The following is a 19,457-nucleotide window of genomic DNA, read 5'->3' as shown; positions in this document are numbered from 1 at the left end:
GAGCAAAGCTATGCCTCCCGTTGCGGCGGCCTGACAAGTGGCCTCGGCGCAACAGTGATGCGCTCGTAGCTAGAGGCCGAGTTGCTCGGCCACCCCAGGGGCGAGGAGGTCATGCACCTCGGCATGGCGTGCCATATAGTTGGCGTAGAAGCTGCAGGCCGGCACGACCTTCAGCCCTTCGCCCCGCGCCCAGTCGAGCGACGTCTTGGCGAGTGCCGATCCGATGCCCTGGCCTTCGTGATGCGGAGGGACGACCGTATGCGGGAACGTCACCTTGCCGTCCGTCAGGCGATAGTCGGAAAAGGCGACCGCGCCGTCGTCGAGGTGGATCTCGAAGCGCTGTTTGGCCTCGTTGCGTGAAACGTTCTTCATCCGACCACTAATCCCCTGCATTCGCCGAGCCCGATCGACACATAACCTTTCGCCTCGGCGCGAGCGGTGAGGATCAATTCGTCGCCATCTTCAAGGAAGCTGCGGGTCTCGCCGGTCGGAAGGGTCAGCGGCGCCTTGCCGCCCTGGCTGATCTCCAGCAGCGAGCCGAGTCCGTCCGGCGATGCGGTCGACAGCGTGCCGGTGCCGATCAGATCGCCCGGCTGGAGATTGCAGCCGTTGCAGCTGTGATGCGCGACGATCTGTTCGGCGGTCCAGTACATGGCGTCTGCGGCCACGCCTTGGCTCAGGCGATGCGGCGCCATTCCTTCGTCGCGCATCTTCCTAGTGGTAAGCGCCGCGCTGACGGTGAGGCCGAGGCCGGGCTTGTCCGATCCGCCGGTGAGATAGGGCAGAGGCTCGGGATCACCGTCGGGCCGCGTAAAGGGGGCGGTCATGAACGGCGCCATCGCTTCGGGCGTGACGACGAACGGCGATACGCTGGTCAGGAAGTTCTTGGCGAGGAACGGCCCCAAGGGCTGATATTCCCACGCCTGAAGATCGCGCGCCGACCAGTCGTTGAGCAAGCAGAAGCCGGCGATCGCGCCTTCCGCTTGATCGATTGGGATCGCTTCGCCCAGCGCATTGCCCGGCCCGACCCAGATGCCAAGCTCCAGTTCGTAATCGAGCCGCCGCGAGGGACCGAACACCGGCACCTCGGCTTCGGGCGGTTTGCGCTGCCCGCTGGGGCGCACCACCGGCTGGCCCGACACCCGCACGCTTGACGCGCGGCCGTGATAGCCGATGGGCACATATTTGTAGTTGGGCAGCAGCGGATTGTCGGGGCGGAACTGCTTGCCGACGTTGGTCGCGTGATGGATGCCGACGTAGAAATCTGTGTAATCGCCGATCAGGCACGGCAGGTGCATGGTCGCTTCGGATTGGCCGAGCAACGCTGGCTCGATCCGGTCTCGATGCGCTTCGTCGGAGAGCAGTTCGGACAGGCGCTTTCGCAGCGCCACGCGCGGTCCGCTGCCGAGCGCGAGAAAGGCGTTCATTACCGGCTGCGATAATTCCTCGACCCAGGCGTCGCCGAGCGCGTCGGCGATTGCGGGTAGGTCGAGCAGGAAGTCGCCGATCGCGACCCCGGCGCGCCGCTCGCGCCCGTCGCTGGAAAAGATGCACAGCGGCAAATTCTGCACCGGAAAGTCGCGATGTCCTTGCGCGCTTTCCACCCAGCTCGAGCGAGCGGGATCGTGGGTCTCGTCGATCCTCATGGCAGGCGCGCCTTAGGGAAATCGGCCCAGGCCGCGTCATAGTCGGGCTGCGCGCGGCTCAGCGCTTCCTCCGGCACCTCGAAGGGCCAGCAACTTTCGATCATGAAGGCCATCGTTCCGTCGATCTTGTGCGGTTTCAATTCGGCCTCGCTCGCGCGGCGCCAGGTTTCGACGTCGGGACCGTGCCCGCTCATCATGTTGTGGAGGCTGAGCCCGCCCGGCTGGAACCCCTCGGCCTTGGCATCGTAGGCGCCGGTCAGCAGGCCCATGCATTCGCTCATCACGTTGCGGTGGAACCATGGCGGGCGGAAGGTGTCTTCGGCGACCATCCAGCGCGGCGGGAAGATGACGAAATCAACGTTGGCGCGCCCGGCCATGTGCGAGGGTGAGGTCAGCACGGTGAAAATCGACGGATCGGGATGGTCGAAACTGACCGTGCCGATCGCGTTGAAGTGCGCCAAGTCGTAACGGCAGGGCGCGAGATTGCCGTGCCAGGCGACGACGTCGAGCGGGCTGTGGTCGAGCGTCGTCGTCCACAGGGTGCCGCCATATTTCTGGATCAGCTCGGTCGGCTCGTCCTTGTCCTCGAACCACGCGACCGGCGTTTCGAAATCGCGCGGATTGGCGAGACCGTTGGCGCCGATCGGCCCCAGATCGGGCAAGCGGAACGGGGCGCCGTAATTTTCGGCGAGATAGCCGCGCGCCGCGCCGTCGGGCAGCGCGATCTTGAACCGCACACCGCGTGGGATCAGCGCGATCTGCCCCGGCGCGATCTCGATCCGACCAAGCTCAGTCAGCAGTTCCAGCCGGCCGTCCTGCGGCAGGACCAGGAGTTCGCCGTCGGCTGAAACAAACACCCGGTCGAGCCGCTCGGCATTGGCCGCGTAGAGATGCACCGCCACACCTTCCAGATCGGCCGGGGCGCGGTTGAAGACGGCGGTGGTCAGCCCGTCGATGAAGTCGGTGCCGATCGCGGGCTCGGCCAGCGGGTCCCAGCGCAGGCGGTTGGGCGCCAGCGGCCCCGACGCTCGGCACGCCAATCGCGGCGCGCCGTCATAAGCGACGAACGGGCGGTGGTCGGCGCTCGGCCGCAAGCGGTACAGCCACGAGCGGCGGTTCTCGTGCCGCGGCATGGTGAAGGCGGTGCCCGACAATTGTTCGGCATAAAGGCCGAATGCCGGACGCTGCGGTGAATTGCGGCCTTGGGGCAGCGCGCCGTTGACTGCCTCGGTGGCGACATGCCCACCGAAACCGGCCACGTAGGCGGGAGAAGAGCTGGTCAGCATGACACCCGCTCTAGGCTGGTGGGGCGGGGGAGGGAAGCCAAGTGAGCGGCCCCGCTCCCCCGCGCCGGATCAGTTGACGTTGACGTTGATCGAATCAGGCACCTTGATCTCGGTCTTGGACCCGCCGAACGTGCCGTTGGTGTACAGCAGATAGCCGATCACCAGCACCGCCAGCAGGACCACCACGGCGATCACGCCGCCACTGCCACCGCCACCGCCGGTGTTCACTACCGTGGTGCGCTCCACGACTGGACCATCGTCCAGCCCGTCACGATTAAGATCAGCCATTGCCCTCGAACTCCTGTTGTTGCGCCGAAACGAACGAAGGCGGCGACCAACCGTTCCTGCCGATCAGTCGTTCACGGCGCGCGGTGTGGGTTTCTGGTCACGCAAGGGGTGGCAATCGAAGCGGCCACGGATCGCGCGGTTGAAGTAGGCGCCCTTGGACGGGGCCTCGGTAAAGCCCTCCGCCACCTCGGCCGGCACGCCGAGATAAAGATAGCGCCGCCCGCTTGCCAGGCACAGTTCGAGCGCGCGGTGCTCGGGCCAGTAAAGCGCGCCGTTTATGAGGCTGCTGTCCATCGTGTCCCAGAACGAACCGCCGAACAGCGAGATTCATCAGGATGCGACGAAGGGATTCCCACGCGAGTCGAACCGCTATACTTAACCCCTTGGTAACTGCACCGGCGCTATTTGCCTCCTTATTGGGGGTAATTGGACCGACGCATGGACCTTAGCTTTTCACCTGATCTGAGCCTCGATCACGAGCCGATCGACATGGCTGCAGCCATCGGAATGGATGAGCGGCGAATGCATGTTCGTGCCTATAATTACTGGGCCTCGCTCCTCAACGGACGCGATTTTCCTTCAATCGAGGATCTCGACGGCCGAGATGTCCAGGATTTCGCCGACCACAGCCTGCTGCTCGATTTCACCGCCGGAACGGACAATCCGGCAACCAGCTTCATCGGCGCCGCGCTGCGCGCCGAATGCGAGATCGGCGACACGGTGCGAACGCTGGCCGATGTCCCGCCACGCTCGCTGCTGAGCCGCCTGACCGATCATTGGCTGCAGATCGTCGCCAACCGTGCGCCGATCGGGTTCGAGGCCGAGTTCACCAATCAGCGCGGGCTCGACATCTGCTATCGCGGCATCCTGATGCCCTTCTCTTCGGACGGGAAGACGATCGACTTCATCTACGGCGTCATCAATTGGAAGGACGCCGTGTCCGCGCCGCGGCCCGACCCGCTGCCGATCACGGCGGTGTTCGAGGAAGAAGACGTGCTCGACCTCGTCGAGGCGATCGAGCCCGAGGACGACGAGCCCCTCCCGCTCGGAGACGATGCCGGCCTTGCCGATCGTCTGTCCGCCGCGCGCGAAACGGTGGAAGTGCTGAAGGCTGCCGACGGGCGCAGCCGCGCCGCGCTCTACCGGGCCCTGAGTTTGGCCTATGACTTTGCCGTCGCCAGCCGCCGCGTGCCCGACGATTATGCCGAATTGCTCGACGATGCGGGCATCAAGGCACAGGCCCGCGCGCCGATGACGCCGATCGTGAAGCTGGTCTTCGGCGCCGATTACGACAAGGCGCGGCTGACTGAATTCGCCGCCGCGCTCGCCCACGCCGAACGCTGCGAGATCGATTTCGAAGGCTTTCTGCCGTTCATCGAAAGCTTTGCTGGTGGCCTCAAGGGTTTGGTCGCGGCCGAGCGCGATGCCCGCCGCCCCGCGCCCCGCGCCGACAACCGCGCCGACCGTGCCCGCGTCCGCCTCCGCGCTGCCGCCGCGCAGCCGCTCAGCGCGCTTGCCGGCAACGACGAATTCACCCTGGTCCTAGTGCGCCGCGACGCGACCGGCAAGGTCGAGCCGGTGGGCGCCGTCGCTGATCTCGCCCTGCTCGAAAAAGCGCTGCACCGCCTCGCCTGATTGCCCGCCAAAGGGCGCCGCCGGGGTTGTGAGTGGCGAGGCCCGGGTCTAGACGCGCCCTCATTCTCACTGGGAGCGTAAAGAAGACCATGGCGGCTGACACCGGCCTGTCCGCGACGTTTGCGGACGCCTTTTCCGATGCCCTTCTGGACAATGCCTTGCCTGGCGAGCTCGAGGGTTTCACCGCCGCCGAGCAGGCGGAGGCCGCGGCCTTTATCGCCGAAACGGCCGAGAACCGTCGTCCTGGCGAAATCGCGCTGAAGCTTCAGTCGGTCGGCGGCGAAGCGGCCCGGCGCCTGATGCGCCTTGTCATCATTAACGACGACATGCCGTTCCTGGTCGACAGCGTCGCCGCGGTGATCGCAGGGGCCGGCCTGACCGTCCACCGCCTGCTCCACCCGATCGTCCACGCCACCCGCGACGGCGAGCGACTGGTCCGCCTCGGCGACGGCGGCCAGGCGGAATCGATTATCTATGTCGAACTCGACCGCGCCGACGCGCGGGGCCGGCACGAACTCGTGCTGGAGATCGAGAACGTCCTCGCCAACGTCCGCGCCGCGGTGCGCGACTGGAAGGCGATGACCGCCATCATGGCCGAGGACGCGTCAGCCGTTGCCGGTACCGACACCGAAAGCGCAGCGCTGCTGAGCTGGCTTGCCGACAACAATTTCACCCTGCTCGGGCACAAACTGGTTGGTCCCGACGGCGACCTGCGCCAGGGCCTCGGCATCCTGTCGGGCGAAGGCATCGACCTGTGGACCGTCGACGACCTGCGCGGTCTGTTCGATACCCTTCGCCAAGACCCGCGGCCGGTTATGATGCTCAAGGCCGATCGCCTGTCGCCCGTGCATCGCCGCGTGCCGCTCGACGTGGTGGTGGTTCGCCGTCCCGATGGCGTGCTGTCGCTTCACGCCGGCCTGTGGACCAGCGCCGCGCTGCGCTCGCCGCCGGCCGAGATCCCGGTGGTGCGCGAGCGGCTGGCGGCGCTCGACCGCGAGCTTCGCTTCGCTCCGGCCAGCCACGGTGCCAAGGCGCTTGCCCACGCGCTGTCGAGCTTGGCGCCCGATCTCCTCGTCTCGTTCGGTGAGCGCGAGGTGCGTGCCGCCGCGCTGACCGCGATGAGCCTTGCCGATCGTCCTCGCCCGGCGTTGCTGCTGCTTCCGGGCGCGCTTCACCGCCATCTGTTCGCGTTCGTCTGGTTGCCCCGCGACGAGCTCACCACCACCCGCCGGCTGGCGATCCAGAAGATGATCGAGGAAGCCGTGCTGTCCTCGGTCACCAGCTGGTCGGTCGAACTTGGCGACGGCGACTTGGCGCTCATTCGCCTGACGCTCGGCTTTTCCGCCTCGCGTCCGCTGCCGGACATCGCCGAGCTCGACCGCCAATTGGTCGAGATGGTTCGCGGCTGGGCCCCGGCGGTCGAGGCCGAACTGACCGAACGCGTCGGAAGCGGCCGGGCGACCCGGCTGGCGCTCACCTATCTGCCGGGCATTCCGGAAGAATATCGCAGCCGCGAGCGCGCCGATGAAGCCGCCGCGGACATCCTCCGCCTCTGCGCGCTCGAAGGCAGCGATGACCGCGACGTGCGGCTGTTCCGCGACCTGTCGGACCGGCCAAGCGAAGTCCGCCTCAAGCTGTATCGGTCGGGCGGGCTGGTGCCGCTGTCCGAAGCGGTGCCGGTGCTGGAGAACTTCGGCTTCCGGGTCATCGAAGAGCTGCCGACGGCGCTCGGCGAAGACAGCCGGCTTGGTCACATCCACGATTTCGGTCTGGAACTCGACGCCGACGCCGGCGAGCTGCTGTCGCGCAACGATGTGATCGAAGGCGCGATCGCCGCCGTTCTGCAGCGTCACGCCGAAGACGACGAATTCAACCAGCTCGTCCTGTTCGCCGGGCTCGACCCGCAGCCGGTGGTCTGGCTGCGCGCCTGGTTCCGTTATCTGCGCCAGACCGGCGTCGCCTACAGCCTGGTCACCGTGGTCGATGCGCTGCGGCGCTCGCCCGCCGCGACCCGCGCTTTGGTCGGCTGGTTCGCCGCCGCGCACGACCCCGCCCGCGCCGACCGCGATGCCGCGGTTTCCGCCGAAAAGGCCGCGTTCGAAGCTGCGCTCAACGCCGTCAAATCGATCGACGACGACCGCATCCTGCGTTTGCTGCGCAGCGTGGTGGAAGCGACCTTGCGCACCAACGCTTTTGCCCCGCGTGCCGGCGAAGCCTTGGCGTTCAAGCTCGATCCGACTCGCGTCCCCGGCTTGCCCGCGCCGATCCCGTATCGCGAGATTTGGGTCTACAGCCCGCGCGTCGAGGGCATCCACCTGCGCGGCGGGCCGGTTGCCCGCGGCGGGCTTCGCTGGTCCGACCGGCGCGACGATTTCCGCACCGAGATCCTCGGTCTGATGAAGGCGCAGCTGGTAAAGAATGCGGTGATCGTGCCGACCGGCGCCAAGGGCGGCTTCTATCCCAAGCACCTGCCCTCGCCCGCGACCGATCGCGAAGCGTGGCTGGCCGAAGGCACCGAAAGCTATCGAATCTTCATCCGGTCTTTGCTGTCGGTCACCGACAACATCGTCGAGGGCAAGGTCGTTCATCCGGACGGCGTTGTCGTCCACGACGGTGACGATCCCTATTTCGTGGTCGCCGCCGACAAGGGCACCGCGACCTTCTCCGACGTCGCCAACGCGATCGCGCTGGAACGCGGTTTCTGGCTCGGCGATGCGTTCGCCAGCGGCGGGTCCAACGGCTACGACCACAAGGCGATGGGCATCACCGCCAAGGGCGCGTGGATCAGTGTCCAGCGACATTTCCTCGAAATGGGCGTCGACATTCAGTCGGAGCCGGTGACGGTGGCGGGTTGCGGCGACATGTCGGGCGACGTGTTCGGTAACGGCATGCTGCTGTCGAAAGCGATCCAGCTGGTGGCGGCGTTCGATCACCGCCACATCTTCATCGACCCCACGCCCGATCCCGCGGCGAGCTGGGAAGAGCGCAACCGTTTGTTCAACCTGCCGCGCTCGAGCTGGGACGATTACGACCGCAGCAAGCTCAGCCCCGGCGCGATGATCGTGCCGCGCAGCCAAAAGGAAATCGTGCTGACCCCCGAAGCCGCGGCGGCGATCGGGGTGCAGCCGGGCTCGTTCGATCCCGCGGCCCTGATCAGCGCGATCCTGAAAGCGCCGGTCGGCCTGATGTGGTTCGGCGGCATCGGCACCTATGTGAAGTCGACTGCGCAGGCCAACAGCACCGTCGGTGATCCCGCCAACGACGCGCTGCGCGTCGATGCGGCGGACCTGCGTTGCAAGGTGATCGGCGAAGGCGCGAACCTTGCCATCACGCAATCCGCGCGGATCGAATTCAGCGAGCATGGTGGCCGCTGCAACACCGACTTCATCGACAATTCGGCGGGCGTCGATTGTTCGGACAATGAGGTCAACATCAAGATCCCCTTGAACCAGGAGATGCTGGAAGGGCGGCTGACGCTGGACGCGCGCAACCAGCTGCTGGAAAGCATGACCGACGAGGTCGGCGAACTGGTGCTGGACGACAACCGCCGCCAGACGCTGGCGCTGTCGGTCGCCGAGCGCGGCGGCGTCGCGGCGCTGCCGGTGCAGGTCCGCACGCTTGAATTGCTGGAAGCGGCCGGGCGTCTCGATCGCCGGGTCGAAGGGCTGGAGACGAGCGAGGAGCTGCTGCGCCGCGCCGGTGACAATCGCGGCCTGACCAGGCCCGAGCTGGCGGTCCTGCTCAGCCTTGCGAAACTCAGCCTGCAGGATGCCGCCGAAGAGCTGCAGTTGGCCGACGACCCGCTGATGCACGAACAGTTGCTGGCCGCCTTCCCGGTGCCGCTGCGCGAAGCGCATCGCGACGCGCTGCTACGTCACCGCCTGCGCAACGAGATCGTCGCCACCAAGGTCGCCAACCGCATCGTCAATCGCCTGGGGCCAAGCGTCGCGCTCGACCTGACGGAAGAGGATGGCAGCTCGCTGCCGCAGGTGGTCACCGCTTTCCTCACCGCCGAGCGATTGTTGAAGCTCGACCTGCTGTGGCAGCGGATCGAGGATGCACCGGTCAGCGAAGCGGTGCGTCTCGACCTGATGGCGATGGCGGCGCAAAGCATCCGCGCGCACATGAGCGACATCCTTCGTGCCGGCGGCGGCGAGAATAACGTGTCCGAACTGGTCGCGCTGCTCGAGCCCGGCCTGACGACGATCGACAAGGAAGCGCGCTCGATCATTCGCGACGAGGTCAAGGCGCAGGCCGTGTCGCTCCGCTCCTCGCTCGAAACGATGGGTGCCGACCAGGCGATCGCGCGTGGGCTGGTCAAGCTCTATGAGCTCGACGGCGTGTTCGGCATCGCCGCGCTGTCGGCGCGCAAGGGCATGGACGCGCTGGAGCTGACCCATGCCTATGTCCGCATCGGCGAGGCGCTGGGCATCGACTGGGCGCAAAGCCAGGCGCTCAAGCTGCAGCCGACCGATCAGTGGGAGCGGCTGCTGGTCGCGGGCCTGCTCAACGAGTTCGAGCAACTCCGCATCGAATGGTTGTCGCGGGTGCGCGGCGAGGATCCGGTGCAGTCGGTGGAGCGGTGGGCCGAACGGCAGGAAAGCCGGATCGCCCAGTTCCGCCGCCTGATCTCGCGTGCCCGTGCGGGCGGTGCGGTCAGCGTGCCGATGCTGGCGCAGATCGCCAGCCAGGCGCGCATCCTGCTCGCCCGTTAAGGGAACGCCGTCGATGCGCCTCGCCATGCTGACCCCCGCACCGGATTACGAGGCGGAGTGGCGCTGGGCGTTCGATGTCGAGGCCGAGGCCCTGCGCGCCGCTGGCGCCGAGGTGGTAGGCGTGCCGTGGACCGAGTTCGCCGACCCGGTCGGTTTCGACCTCGTCCTGCCGCTGGTGACCTGGGGTTATCATCTGCGTCATGCCGAGTGGCTGGCGTTTCTGGGCCGTGCGGAAGCGGAAGACTGGCCGATGGCCAATCCGCCGCAGCTGCTGCGCTGGAACAGCGACAAGGCCTATCTGGCGGAGCTTGGCCGCCAGGGATTGGCGAACGTCCCGACGCTGGAGGTCGATCACCTTAACGAAGCGGCGCTGGCGGCGGCGCACGGGGTCCTCGGGACCGACCAGCTGGTGATCAAACCGCCGGTGTCGGCGGCGGCGTGGGGCACGTATCGGCTGGGACCGGGCGAGCCGGTGCCGGCCGAGGTGCATGGCAGCCGGATGCTGGTGCAGCCGTGGCTCGGCTCGGTCACGCAAGAAGGCGAATACAGCCTGATCTTCTTCGGCGGGCGCTTTTCGCATTGCGTGGCGAAGCGGCCAAAGGCGGGCGACTTCCGGGTCCAACCCGATCATGGCGGGACGACGATTGCGTGCGCTCTGCCGAACGGCGCGCTCACTGTCGCGGAAGCAGCGCTGGCGGCCGCCCCGACGCCGACGACCTATGCCCGCGTCGATCTTATTCGCGGCAATGACGGCGGGCTGCAGCTCATGGAGCTCGAACTGATCGAGCCCGCGCTGTTCCTGCATTGCGTGCCCGAAGCCACCGGCCGGTTCGCCGCCGCGGTCCTCGCCGCCGCCGCCTAACCGCCGAGCGCGCGCCCGAACAGCCATTGCCGCAGCGCGCTGGTAAGGTTGGGCGGGTCGGCGACCTTGAGCCGCGCCTCGTCGATCTCCGCCACCAGCGCGTTCACCGGCAACGCCGCATCGCGCGCGGCCACCTCCAGCGCCCGCCAGAACAAGGGTTCGAGGCTGATGCTGGTCTGGTGACCGCGAATGAGAACGCTTCGTTTTACCGGCGGCGAATAAGTGACGACATCCACCGTCAGTACATGTGTTGCCCGCCGTTGATGGACAAGGTCGACCCTGTAACGAACCCGGCATTCTCATCGACCAGGAAGGCGACGCCGCGGGCGATCTCGTCGGCGCGGCCGAGGCGATTGACCGGGATCCGCGCGACGATCTTGCCCAGCACGTCTTCGGGCACCGCCGCGACCATGTCGGTGTCGATGTAGCCCGGCGCGATGGCGTTGACGGTGACGCCGGCACGCGCGCCTTCCTGCGCCAGCGCCTTGGTGAAGCCGTGGATGCCCGATTTGGCGGCGGCGTAATTGACCTGGCCGTACTGACCCGCCTGCCCGTTGATCGAGCCGATATTGACGATCCGCCCATAGCCGCGGCTGACCATCCCGTCCCACACCGCTTTGGCCATGTTGAAACAGCCACCGAGGTTGGTGTCGATCACTTCCTGCCACTTGGCATGGTCCATGCGCTTCATGGTGGTGTCGCGGGTGATGCCGGCATTGTTGACGAGGACGTCGACCGGGCCGAGCGCGGCTTCGACATCGGCAACGCCCGCGATGCAGGCGTCATATTCCGAGACGTCCCATTTGAAAGCCTGGATCCCGGTGCGTTCGGTAAAGGCCTTGGCTCTCTCTTCGTTGCCGGCGTAATTGGCGGCCACCGTCATGCCCGCGTCGCGCAGCGCCACACTGATCGCCTCGCCGATGCCGCGCGTACCGCCGGTCACGATTGCCACTCTCGCCATATGAAACTCTCCTCCTCAGGAGAATCCAGCCTAGGCAGGCGCAATCCACCCTGCAAGTTCGCGGCGGATCAAGGCTTCGAGCATGGCCATGCCGTCGGGGCGATCATTGAGGCAGTCGAGCCGCGCGAAATGAGTGCCGCCCGCGGCCTCGAAATCTTCCTTGCCGCGGATGCCGAGCTCTTCAATCGTTTCCAGGCAATCGGCGGAAAAGCCCGGCGCGGCGATGGCGATCTTGGTGATGCCCTGCGCCGGATAAGCCTTCAGCACATCGTCGGTGGCCGGCTCGAGCCATTTGTCTCGGCCGAAGCGCGATTGGAAACTGGTGTCGACCTCGATCTGCATCCGCTCGCCCAGCAGCCGCGAGGTCTTGCGGCAATGGCAATGATACGGGTCGCCCTTGCGCAACGTGCGCTCGGGCATACCGTGAAAGGACAGCAACAGCCGCTGCGGGGTGAAGTCGAGCGCGGCCAGTTGCGCCTCGATGTCGCGCTGGAGCGCATCGAGATAATCGGGATGGTCGTAATAGGGCGGCAGCGTGCGCAGCGCGGGCTGCCAGCGCATGCCGGCGAGCGTCAGGAACGCGAAATCGTTCGCCGTCGCGGTCGTCGCCGCGCAATATTGCGGATAAAGCGGGGCCAGCAGGATGCGCTCGCACCCCGCGTCCTTCATCGCGGTCAGGCGGTCGGGAATGGCGGGCTTGCCGTAGCGCATCGCCCAATCGACCAGCACCGTGTCGCTCATCCGCTCCTGCAGCTTGACCGCCTGGCGCTTTGTAATCGCGGCGAGCGGGGAGCCGTCTTCGGTCCAGACCTGCGAATAGGCATGGGCCGACTTGGCAGGGCGGGTCCTGAGGACGATGCCGTGGAGGATCGGCTTCCAGATCGCGCGAGGGATCTCGACCACGCGCCGATCGGACAGGAATTCGGCGAGGTAGCGGCGGACGGCCGGGGCGTCGGGCGCGTCGGGCGTGCCGAGATTGGTCAGCAGCACGCCGATCTTGCGCGGCGGGATCGGCGGATGGTCGGGGGGAAGCTGCATGAGATCAGGCCATCGGGGCAAAGGGCAGGGTGCGCAAGCGTCGGCCCGTGGCGGCGGCCAGCGCGTTGCCGACGGCTGCGGGGGCAGCCGCCGACCCAAGCCCAGATGTGCCTCCCGGTGGGCCGCTGCCAGCTAGTACTTCGACCAGTGTTTCCGGGGCGTTAGCGAGGGTCGGCAAGTGCGGTTCGAGCGGTGAGAGCACGCGACCGTGGCGGAAGGACGGCGCGGGGCCGCTCGCCTGCGCGATGGCGGCGAGCATCCCGCTTTCGACCTCGGCCTTGACCAGCGCGGGGTTGATCGCCCGGCCGCAATCCACCGCCGCGACCAGCCGGTTGACCTGCACCGCGCCGCCTTGTCCCACCTGCGCATCGGCGACCACCGCGATATGGCTGCCATAGCCGCTGAACACCGACAGCCCCATCTGGCTGCCCGGTCCGCCCCCGTCCCACCCGCCGAGCGCCGTGGCGCGGACCAGGCAGCGGATCAGGCGGAGGTTGCCAGCGAGCAGGGCCATCCGCTGAGTGAGGGGATCGCGACCGCCGATCCGGGCCAGTTCGTCGAGAAAGCTTTCGGTGAAGAAGGTCAGCGCCGGATGCAGTTCACCGCGATGATAGCCCGCGCGGATGGGGAGCGCGGCGGGCGCGAATTCGAGTGCGACATTGGGAACGGCGTAGGGCAAGGCCGCCAGCGCCGTTGTGCGCACGCCGCCGCCGGTCGAACCGAGCATCCGGGCAAAGGCTTCGGCGGTGCCATCGGCGCCCGCGACCCGCATTCGCCAGGCCGCGATCGAACCATCTGGAAGCGGACGCGCGAACAGGCGAGCGACGAGCGGCGAACGGACGGCATCGGAGCGTATCTGCTCGGTACGGCTGGCAGTCGCCTGGACCGGACGACCGGTGCGGTGCGCGAGGATGGCGGCAATCGGCACAAGGTCGTTCTCGAGCGCCGCACCGCCCTGCCCGCCGACCGGCATGGGATAGAGAATGGTGGCGTTGAGCGAGACGCCGGCGGCGGTGCCGGCATCGCGGCGGGCAAGTTCGGGCGCCTGCGTCGCGGCCCAGATTTCGAGCAAGCCGTCCTTGAGCCGGGCGGTGGCGCCCGGAGGCTCGAGGTCAGCGTGGAGCTGCGCGGCGGCGGTGTAGGTGGCGGCGAGCGGGCGAGCGCCGGCAAAGGCGTCGTCGATGTCGCCGATGCTGTGCAGGGTCGTGAAGTCGTCGCTGCCGAGCGCCGTGTCGAGTGCGGCGGCAATCGCCTGGTCGTCGCCACTGGCAGGCCCGAGCACGCGGACCCGGGCGGCGGCAAGCGCCAGTTCGGCCGCCCACCAGGTGTCGGCCAGTGCCGCGACCCATCCCTCGCCGCGCTCGAACCGGACGCCGCGCGGCGGTGTGCCGTCGATGCTGATGCTGCCGGCCCCGGCGCGGCGGATGGCGGCGTGAAGCAGGCCGGGCAGGCGAACGTCGCCAGCGAAACGAAGACGTCCTTCGGCCTTGGGCAGCGCGTCAAGGCGGGGGAGCGGCTTGCCCACCAGCTCACCCGGGCCGGGGCGAAGCGCGATCTCCCCGCGCGGGAGGGGGCGTGCGGCGGCGCCTTCGGCCAGGGCCGCGAAGGCCAGCGCCTTGCCCTCGTGGCGGACGAAACCGCCGCCCGTATCGCATTCCGCCGCATCGACGTTCCAGCGGCTCGCGGCTTCGGCGATCAGGAGCTGTCGGGCCGCCGCGGCGGCGAGGCGCATCGGACGCTCCATCGCCCGGACCGAGGTCGCCCCCGCGGTGATGCGGAGGAGGCCCGGATCGGGAGCATTGGGCCAGGCCCGCGCATCCGCCAGCCAGCCTTCCGCCTCGGCGAGACCGTTGTCCCACTCGCTCCCCGAGCGCGCCGGAGCGACACCGATGCTTTCCCACGCGGCGCCGAGTTCGTCGGCGGCGATCTGCGCGAGGCCGGTCCAGATGCCTTGGCCGGTCTCGACCTGCGGGACGGCGAGCGTCACCTGTCCGTCCCGCCCGATCAGCAGTCCGGGGCCGAGCGCCAGCGCGTCCCCGGTCGGCGCAAGGCTCGCCCGCTCACCCCGTGGCCACAGGCTCCAGGCAACCGCCAGCCCGGCCGCTGCACCGGTGCCGACCAGCAAGCTGCGGCGGGAAAGCTTCAAGACGCGTAGTGGGCCTTGAGCGCGACGCGGTCGATCTTGCCGGTGCCCAGCCGCGGCAGCGCGTCGGTGGCGAAGATAAACCGCGCGGGCACCTTGAACGAGGCGAGGCGTGGTTCGAGAAAGGCGCGAAGGTCGGCTTCGGTGAGGTCGCTTCCTTCGGCCGGCAAGATCACTGCGATCGGCACTTCGCCCAGCCGCTCGTCGGGCGCGCCGAACACGGCGGCCTCGGCCACCTTGTCGCAGGCATAGACCGCCGCTTCGACCTCGGCCGAGCTGATGTTCTCGCCGCCGCGGATGATGATGTCCTTCTTGCGGTCGACGATGAACAGGTAACCGTCCGCGTCGAGATAGCCGATGTCGCCGGTCTTGAAGAAACCGTCGGCGGTGAAGGCGGCGACGGTGGCTTCGGGGTTCTTCCAATAGCCCTTGATGTTGGCGGCCGAGCGGATGCCGACTTCGCCGATCTCCCCGGTCGGCACATGCGCGTCTCCGGCCCCGAGGATGGCGATATCGACATAAGGCAACGCGCGGCCGGTCGAGGCGGGTTTGGCGAGGTAATTGCCCCAATAGTTGCCGCAGCCGACCGCGTTGGTCTCCGTCAGACCATAGCCGAGCGCGGGCTGAGCGGTGTCGAAGCTATCTTTGAGCCGCTGGACATGCGCGACCGGGCGCGGCGCACCACCGGCGGCGATGTCGGTCAAGGTCGACAGGTCGTAGCGGTCGCGGTCGGGATGACTCATCATCTCGAGGCTCATCGTCGGCACGCCCACGAAGTAGGTGATCTTCTCCTGCTCGATCAGCCGCAGCGCCTCGCCCGCGTCCCACTTGGGCATCAGCACCATGCCGCGCCCGATGACGAAGCTGTTCAGCAGCACCGGCACCTCGCCCGTGACATGGAACAGCGGCACGTTGAGCAATGTCTTGGGCGGGTTCTTGGGCGGAGTGCCCATGCTTTGCATGATGCCGAGCAGGCACATGATGCTGGTTGCATAGGTGTAGACACCCTGCGCCACCGCCATGTGGGTCGACAGCGCGCCCTTGGCCCCGCCGGTCGAGCCCGAAGTGAACAGGAGGGTGGCATCGTCCTCTGGCGCAATCGCCGGAAGCTCTGCCTCGCTGATCGCGCCACCGGTCAGCGGCGCCAGCGCCTCGGCGATCGGACGCTCGATCGGCAAGGCGATCATCGGCCACGGGCCGCAGGCGGCGGCGATGCGCTTGGCGCGCGGTTCGTCGGCGATGATCAGCTTTGGCTCGGTGAGGTCGAGCGCATGGCTCATCTCCGCGCTTTGCCACCAGCCGTTGAGCAGGGTCGAAATGCCGCCTGCCTTGAGGATCGCCATATGCGCGACGATCCAGCTGGGGCAATTGCGCATGGCGATGCCGACCCGGTCGCCCTTGGCGATGCCGTGGCGGGCAACCAGTGCGCGGGCGAGATCGTCCGAGATGCGGTCGAGATCGGCGAAGGTCAGCCGTTCCTCGCCGGTGATGACCGCTTCCACCGCGCCGTTCAGCGCGCAAAAGGTCTTGAAGAAGGCCGGCATGGTCGGCGGGAAATTGGCGACGATGCGGCGGCCCTCGCCATCCTCCCCGACGACGATCCGTCCCCCCGGCCCGGTGACGGCCGCCAGCACCGCGTCATAGCGTTGGTCGAGCTCGGTCGGCATGGGTCACGCGTCTCCTTGGCCTTTGCTTGGCTCCTCCTTATGAGACCTCGGGTCCAAGAGGAAAGACCAGTAATGAACTTGATGGTGGCGGCGATCGACTTCACGAGCCTAGGGCTCGACCCCGTCGCGCTCAACCTCGGCTTCTTCGAGCTGAGGTGGTACAGCCTCGCCTACCTCGCCGGCATCTTCCTCGGCTACTGGTACATGCTCAAGCTGATCGCGCAGCCCGGCGCCCCGATGGCCCGGCGCCATGCCGACGACCTCGTCTTCTATGCCTCCCTGGGCGTGATCCTCGGCGGGCGGCTGGGCTATGTGCTGTTCTACCGGCCCGAATTCTATTTCGAGAACCCGCTGGAAATCATCAAGCTGTGGGACGGCGGCATGAGCTTCCACGGCGGCGTGCTGGGGACCAGTGTCGGGATCATTTACCTCGCGTGGAAAGAGAAGCTGCAATGGCTTCGGATCCACGATTATGTCGCCTGCGTCGTGCCGATCGGCTTGTTTACCGGGCGGCTGGCGAATTTCGTCAACGCCGAATTGTGGGGCGCCCCGACCAATGTGCCGTGGGCGGTCCGCTTTCCCGAAGTGATTGCGGGCGTGGTGACGCTGGGCCCGCCGCGGCATCCGAGCCAGCTCTACGAAGCCGCGCTGGAAGGCATCGCCTTGTTTGCCATTCTCGCCGTCATGTTCTGGCGGACCCGCGCGCGATACCAGCCGGGGATGCTCGTCGGGGCGTTTCTGTTCTTCTACGGCGTGTTCCGGTTCGGGGTGGAATTCATCCGTGAGCCCGACAATCACCTGCGCGAATTTGCGGCGGCGACCGGGCTTCACATGGGCCAGTGGCTGTGCGTCCCGATGATCCTTGGCGGCCTCTATCTGATGGCGACCGCCAAGGGACGGCGGCAGCGGGTGGAAAGCATCGCCGGGCAGGAGAGCGTCGCCTGACGCCCTTCGCGCGGGCCTTGATGGAGCGGCTGCGCAGCGACGGGCCGCTGAGCGTCGAGGCCTATATGGACGCCTGCAACGCTTATTATTATGCGACCCGCGACCCCTTGGGCGCCGCGGGCGACTTCACCACCGCGCCCGAGATCAGCCAGATGTTCGGCGAGCTGGTCGGCGCGGCGTTGACCGACGTGTGGCGGCGAGCCGGAGCGCCGGCGAATGTGCGCTATGTCGAACTTGGGCCGGGGCGGGGCACGCTGGCGCGCGACGCGCTGCGGGTGATGCGCTCGGCCGGGCTGACGCCGCCGGTGCATCTGGTCGAAATCAGCCCGACCCTTCGCGCGGCGCAAGCGGCGCTGCTCGGCGAGGTCACGCATCACGATCACATCGGCGATCTGCCCTGCGATGGCCCGCTGCTTGTGGTCGCCAACGAATTTCTCGATGCGCTGCCGATCCGCCAGCATGTCGGCGGGGTCGAGCGGCACGTTGAGTGGATCGGCGACGGACTTGCCTTCGATCGCGATGGGGAGATCGTCGAGAGTTCACCTTCGCGCGACGAAGCGGTGCGGGCGCTGGCCGAGGGCCTGGTGCCGCTCGGCGGCGTCGCACTGGTGATCGATTACGGTCATGAGCGCAGCGCGCCGGGTGACACGCTGCAAGCGGTGCGCGGGCATCGCTTTGCGCCGGTGCTGGCGGACCCCGGCGAGAACGATCTCACCAGCCATGTCGACTTCCAGCGCGTGGGCGAGCTTGCGCGGGAGGCGGGCGCGTTCGTCGCCGGACCGGCGGAGCAGGGTGCGTGGCTCGAACGGCTCGGCATCCAGGCGCGGGCGCGGGCACTGGCCAATGCGTCGCCCGATCGGGCCGGCGAGATCGAGGCGGCGCGGGCGCGATTGTGCCGACCCGACCAGATGGGCAGCCTGTTCAAGGTGCTTGCCATTCACGCGCCCGACTGGCCTAGGCCGGCCGGGCTATGACCATTCGCCCCGCCACCGCCGCCGACCTTCCCGCCATCGACCGCGTCTTCCGCACCAGCTTCTGCGACACCTTTGCGCATCTCTATGATCCGGCGGACTTGAAGGCGTTTCTGCACGGCTTCACGCCTGAGGCTTGGGCGGCCGAGTTCGCCGATCCGGCTTACGCCTTCGCGGTCGGCGAAACCGACGGCGCGGTGGTCGGCTATGCAAAGCTCGGCCCCAACAAGCTGCCGCACGTCGAGCCGGGTGCGGTGATCGAACTGAAGCAGCTTTACCTGCTGAAGCAGGCGCACGGTACCGGCGTGGCGCCCGCCCTGATGGACTGGGCGCTTGGGCAAGCGCGTCGCCGCGGCGCGGAGCGGATGGCGTTGTCGGTGTGGAGCGAGAACTGGCGGGCGCAGGCATTCTACCGCCGCTTTGGTTTCGAGGATCGGGGGCCGGTGCATTTCATGGTCGGCAATCAGGCCGACGAAGACCGGGTGTGGGAGACGAGGCTATGAGCGTTCCGGTGTGGCGGGCGCGCAGCCTGACCGATCTTCCACACGGCTTTCTCGGCCGCGCCGGCGGGGTGAGCGAAGGGGCGATGGCCAGCCTCAATTGCGGCCGGGGCAGCGGCGACGACCGCGCGCTGATCGACGAAAACCGCCGCCGCGCGGCCGACGCCGTGCTGCCGGGCGCAAACATCGTCTCGCCTTATCAGGTCCATGGAATCGAGGTGCTCGAAGCCGGGGACTGGTCGGACGATGAGCGCCCCCACGCCGACGCGCTGGTGACCGATCGGCCGGGCATCCTGCTCGGCATCCTCACCGCCGACTGCGCGCCCTTGCTGTTCGCCGACCGTGAGGCGGGGGTCGTGGGGGCGGCGCATGCCGGATGGCGCGGCGCGCTAAGCGGGGTGGCCGAAGCGACGATTGCGGCGATGGAGGAATTGGGCGCGGAGCGGGGCCGAATTGCCGCCGCCATCGGCCCGACCATCGCGCGGGCATCCTACGAGGTCGATCTCGCTTTTCCCGAGCCGTTCCTCGCCGCCGATCCGCAAGCCGAGCGCTTCTTCGTCGATGGGCCGGCCGGACGCCCGCATTTCGACCTGCCCGCTTACCTTCTGCACCGGCTCGCCGCTGCAGGGTTGCGGCAGGTCGAAGCGCTGGGGCTCGACACCTATGCGCGGGAGGAGGATTTCTATTCCTTTCGCCGGGCGACGCACAAGGAAGAGCCGACTTACGGCCGGCAGATCAGCCTGATCGGTTTGCCACCCACCCGCTAACTTCTCGGCAAGGGCTTGGCGCTAGGGTGGCGC

At 67.7% G+C, this 19,457-nt stretch carries 17 protein-coding genes; 7 read left to right on the top strand and 10 right to left on the bottom strand.

Going from position 1 to position 19,457, the window contains the following annotated elements; translation table 11 throughout:
- Window positions 1–69: 69 nt before the first annotated feature.
- The 5 genes from V6R86_RS02440 to V6R86_RS02420 form a co-directional block, all read right to left on the bottom strand.
- A complete protein-coding gene (locus V6R86_RS02440; RefSeq protein ID WP_338501769.1) occupies window positions 70–372 on the bottom strand; it encodes a GNAT family N-acetyltransferase in 303 nt (100 codons plus the stop codon).
- Entirely contained in the window at window positions 369–1,646 is a 1,278-nt protein-coding gene (gene fahA / locus V6R86_RS02435) for a fumarylacetoacetase (protein ID WP_338501766.1), read from the bottom strand. The genes V6R86_RS02440 and fahA overlap by 4 nt, the downstream gene beginning before the upstream one ends.
- Window positions 1,643–2,932: a homogentisate 1,2-dioxygenase gene (hmgA, locus tag V6R86_RS02430; protein WP_338501764.1), complete on the bottom strand. Its 1,290-nt coding sequence runs from the start codon at window positions 2,930–2,932 to the stop codon at window positions 1,643–1,645. Before hmgA ends, fahA begins: the two co-directional genes overlap by 4 nt.
- A gap of 69 nt (window positions 2,933–3,001) precedes the next feature.
- On the bottom strand, window positions 3,002–3,220 hold the full coding sequence (locus V6R86_RS02425; RefSeq protein ID WP_338501762.1) for a hypothetical protein: 219 nt from the start codon (window positions 3,218–3,220) through the stop codon (window positions 3,002–3,004).
- 63 nt (window positions 3,221–3,283) lie between these two features.
- On the bottom strand, window positions 3,284–3,514 hold the full coding sequence (locus tag V6R86_RS02420; protein ID WP_338501759.1) for a KTSC domain-containing protein: 231 nt from the start codon (window positions 3,512–3,514) through the stop codon (window positions 3,284–3,286).
- Window positions 3,515–3,658: 144 nt separating this feature from the next.
- Between V6R86_RS02420 and V6R86_RS02415 the strand changes: the two genes are divergently transcribed.
- The 3 genes from V6R86_RS02415 (at window position 3,659) to V6R86_RS02405 (ending at window position 10,432) form a co-directional block, all read left to right on the top strand.
- Entirely contained in the window at window positions 3,659–4,855 is a 1,197-nt protein-coding gene (locus tag V6R86_RS02415) for a hypothetical protein (RefSeq protein WP_338501756.1), read from the top strand.
- Between the two features lie 89 nt (window positions 4,856–4,944).
- Window positions 4,945–9,570: an NAD-glutamate dehydrogenase gene (locus V6R86_RS02410; protein WP_338501753.1), complete on the top strand. Its 4,626-nt coding sequence runs from the start codon at window positions 4,945–4,947 to the stop codon at window positions 9,568–9,570.
- 13 nt (window positions 9,571–9,583) lie between these two features.
- The gene (locus V6R86_RS02405) at window positions 9,584–10,432 is read left to right on the top strand and encodes a hypothetical protein (RefSeq protein WP_338501750.1); all 849 of its coding nucleotides are present in this window, start codon (window positions 9,584–9,586) and stop codon (window positions 10,430–10,432) included.
- Here the strand turns inward: V6R86_RS02405 and V6R86_RS02400 are convergent.
- Genes V6R86_RS02400 through V6R86_RS02380 form a run of 5 tightly spaced genes read right to left on the bottom strand, consistent with a single transcriptional unit; the run spans window position 10,429 to window position 16,241 of the window.
- Entirely contained in the window at window positions 10,429–10,668 is a 240-nt protein-coding gene (locus tag V6R86_RS02400; RefSeq protein WP_338501747.1) for a ribbon-helix-helix domain-containing protein, read from the bottom strand. The genes V6R86_RS02405 and V6R86_RS02400 overlap by 4 nt on opposite strands.
- Window positions 10,669–10,670: 2 nt before the next feature.
- A complete protein-coding gene (gene phbB, locus V6R86_RS02395) occupies window positions 10,671–11,393 on the bottom strand; it encodes an acetoacetyl-CoA reductase (protein WP_338501745.1) in 723 nt (240 codons plus the stop codon).
- Between the two features lie 30 nt (window positions 11,394–11,423).
- A complete protein-coding gene (gene hemH / locus V6R86_RS02390; protein WP_338501742.1) occupies window positions 11,424–12,431 on the bottom strand; it encodes a ferrochelatase in 1,008 nt (335 codons plus the stop codon).
- 4 nt (window positions 12,432–12,435) lie between these two features.
- Entirely contained in the window at window positions 12,436–14,577 is a 2,142-nt protein-coding gene (locus V6R86_RS02385; RefSeq protein ID WP_338501741.1) for a molybdopterin cofactor-binding domain-containing protein, read from the bottom strand.
- The gene (locus tag V6R86_RS02380; protein ID WP_338501739.1) at window positions 14,574–16,241 is read right to left on the bottom strand and encodes a class I adenylate-forming enzyme family protein; all 1,668 of its coding nucleotides are present in this window, start codon (window positions 16,239–16,241) and stop codon (window positions 14,574–14,576) included. The genes V6R86_RS02385 and V6R86_RS02380 overlap by 4 nt, the downstream gene beginning before the upstream one ends.
- Before the next feature lie 72 nt (window positions 16,242–16,313).
- On the opposite strand from V6R86_RS02380, the gene lgt reads away from it, so the two are divergent.
- The 4 genes from lgt to pgeF are packed head-to-tail and all read left to right on the top strand — an operon-like array spanning window position 16,314 to window position 19,424.
- Window positions 16,314–17,186: a prolipoprotein diacylglyceryl transferase gene (gene lgt / locus V6R86_RS02375; protein ID WP_338501738.1), complete on the top strand. Its 873-nt coding sequence runs from the start codon at window positions 16,314–16,316 to the stop codon at window positions 17,184–17,186.
- A gap of 20 nt (window positions 17,187–17,206) precedes the next feature.
- Window positions 17,207–18,160 (top strand): class I SAM-dependent methyltransferase, encoded by a 954-nt coding sequence (locus tag V6R86_RS02370; RefSeq protein ID WP_338501736.1) that lies wholly within the window; start codon window positions 17,207–17,209, stop codon window positions 18,158–18,160.
- Window positions 18,157–18,660 carry a GNAT family N-acetyltransferase gene (locus tag V6R86_RS02365; RefSeq protein ID WP_338501734.1) on the top strand — a complete coding sequence of 168 codons (504 nt, stop codon included), beginning with the start codon at window positions 18,157–18,159 and terminating at the stop codon, window positions 18,658–18,660. Before V6R86_RS02370 ends, V6R86_RS02365 begins: the two co-directional genes overlap by 4 nt.
- Window positions 18,657–19,424 (top strand): peptidoglycan editing factor PgeF, encoded by a 768-nt coding sequence (gene pgeF / locus V6R86_RS02360; protein WP_338501732.1) that lies wholly within the window; start codon window positions 18,657–18,659, stop codon window positions 19,422–19,424. The genes V6R86_RS02365 and pgeF overlap by 4 nt, the downstream gene beginning before the upstream one ends.
- Window positions 19,425–19,457 lie beyond the last annotated feature (33 nt).

It is taken from the genome of Sphingomonas kaistensis (genome assembly GCF_036884275.1).
Classification (GTDB): domain Bacteria; phylum Pseudomonadota; class Alphaproteobacteria; order Sphingomonadales; family Sphingomonadaceae; genus Sphingomicrobium; species Sphingomicrobium kaistense_A.
The sequence above is the reverse complement of the archived record's forward strand: the minus strand, read 5'-3'. Positions and strand labels throughout refer to the sequence as shown.

Coding starts and splice junctions, on each gene's coding strand:
- V6R86_RS02440 (WP_338501769.1), bottom strand. CDS start 372: ATGAAGAACGTTTCACGCAACGAGGCCAAACAGCGCTTCGAGATCCAC.
- fahA (WP_338501766.1), bottom strand. CDS start 1,646: ATGAGGATCGACGAGACCCACGATCCCGCTCGCTCGAGCTGGGTGGAA.
- hmgA (WP_338501764.1), bottom strand. CDS start 2,932: ATGCTGACCAGCTCTTCTCCCGCCTACGTGGCCGGTTTCGGTGGGCAT.
- V6R86_RS02425 (WP_338501762.1), bottom strand. CDS start 3,220: ATGGCTGATCTTAATCGTGACGGGCTGGACGATGGTCCAGTCGTGGAG.
- V6R86_RS02420 (WP_338501759.1), bottom strand. CDS start 3,514: ATGGACAGCAGCCTCATAAACGGCGCGCTTTACTGGCCCGAGCACCGC.
- V6R86_RS02415 (WP_338501756.1), top strand. CDS start 3,659: ATGGACCTTAGCTTTTCACCTGATCTGAGCCTCGATCACGAGCCGATC.
- V6R86_RS02410 (WP_338501753.1), top strand. CDS start 4,945: ATGGCGGCTGACACCGGCCTGTCCGCGACGTTTGCGGACGCCTTTTCC.
- V6R86_RS02405 (WP_338501750.1), top strand. CDS start 9,584: ATGCGCCTCGCCATGCTGACCCCCGCACCGGATTACGAGGCGGAGTGG.
- phbB (WP_338501745.1), bottom strand. CDS start 11,393: ATGGCGAGAGTGGCAATCGTGACCGGCGGTACGCGCGGCATCGGCGAG.
- hemH (WP_338501742.1), bottom strand. CDS start 12,431: ATGCAGCTTCCCCCCGACCATCCGCCGATCCCGCCGCGCAAGATCGGC.
- V6R86_RS02380 (WP_338501739.1), bottom strand. CDS start 16,241: ATGCCGACCGAGCTCGACCAACGCTATGACGCGGTGCTGGCGGCCGTC.
- lgt (WP_338501738.1), top strand. CDS start 16,314: ATGAACTTGATGGTGGCGGCGATCGACTTCACGAGCCTAGGGCTCGAC.
- V6R86_RS02370 (WP_338501736.1), top strand. CDS start 17,207: ATGGAGCGGCTGCGCAGCGACGGGCCGCTGAGCGTCGAGGCCTATATG.
- V6R86_RS02365 (WP_338501734.1), top strand. CDS start 18,157: ATGACCATTCGCCCCGCCACCGCCGCCGACCTTCCCGCCATCGACCGC.
- pgeF (WP_338501732.1), top strand. CDS start 18,657: ATGAGCGTTCCGGTGTGGCGGGCGCGCAGCCTGACCGATCTTCCACAC.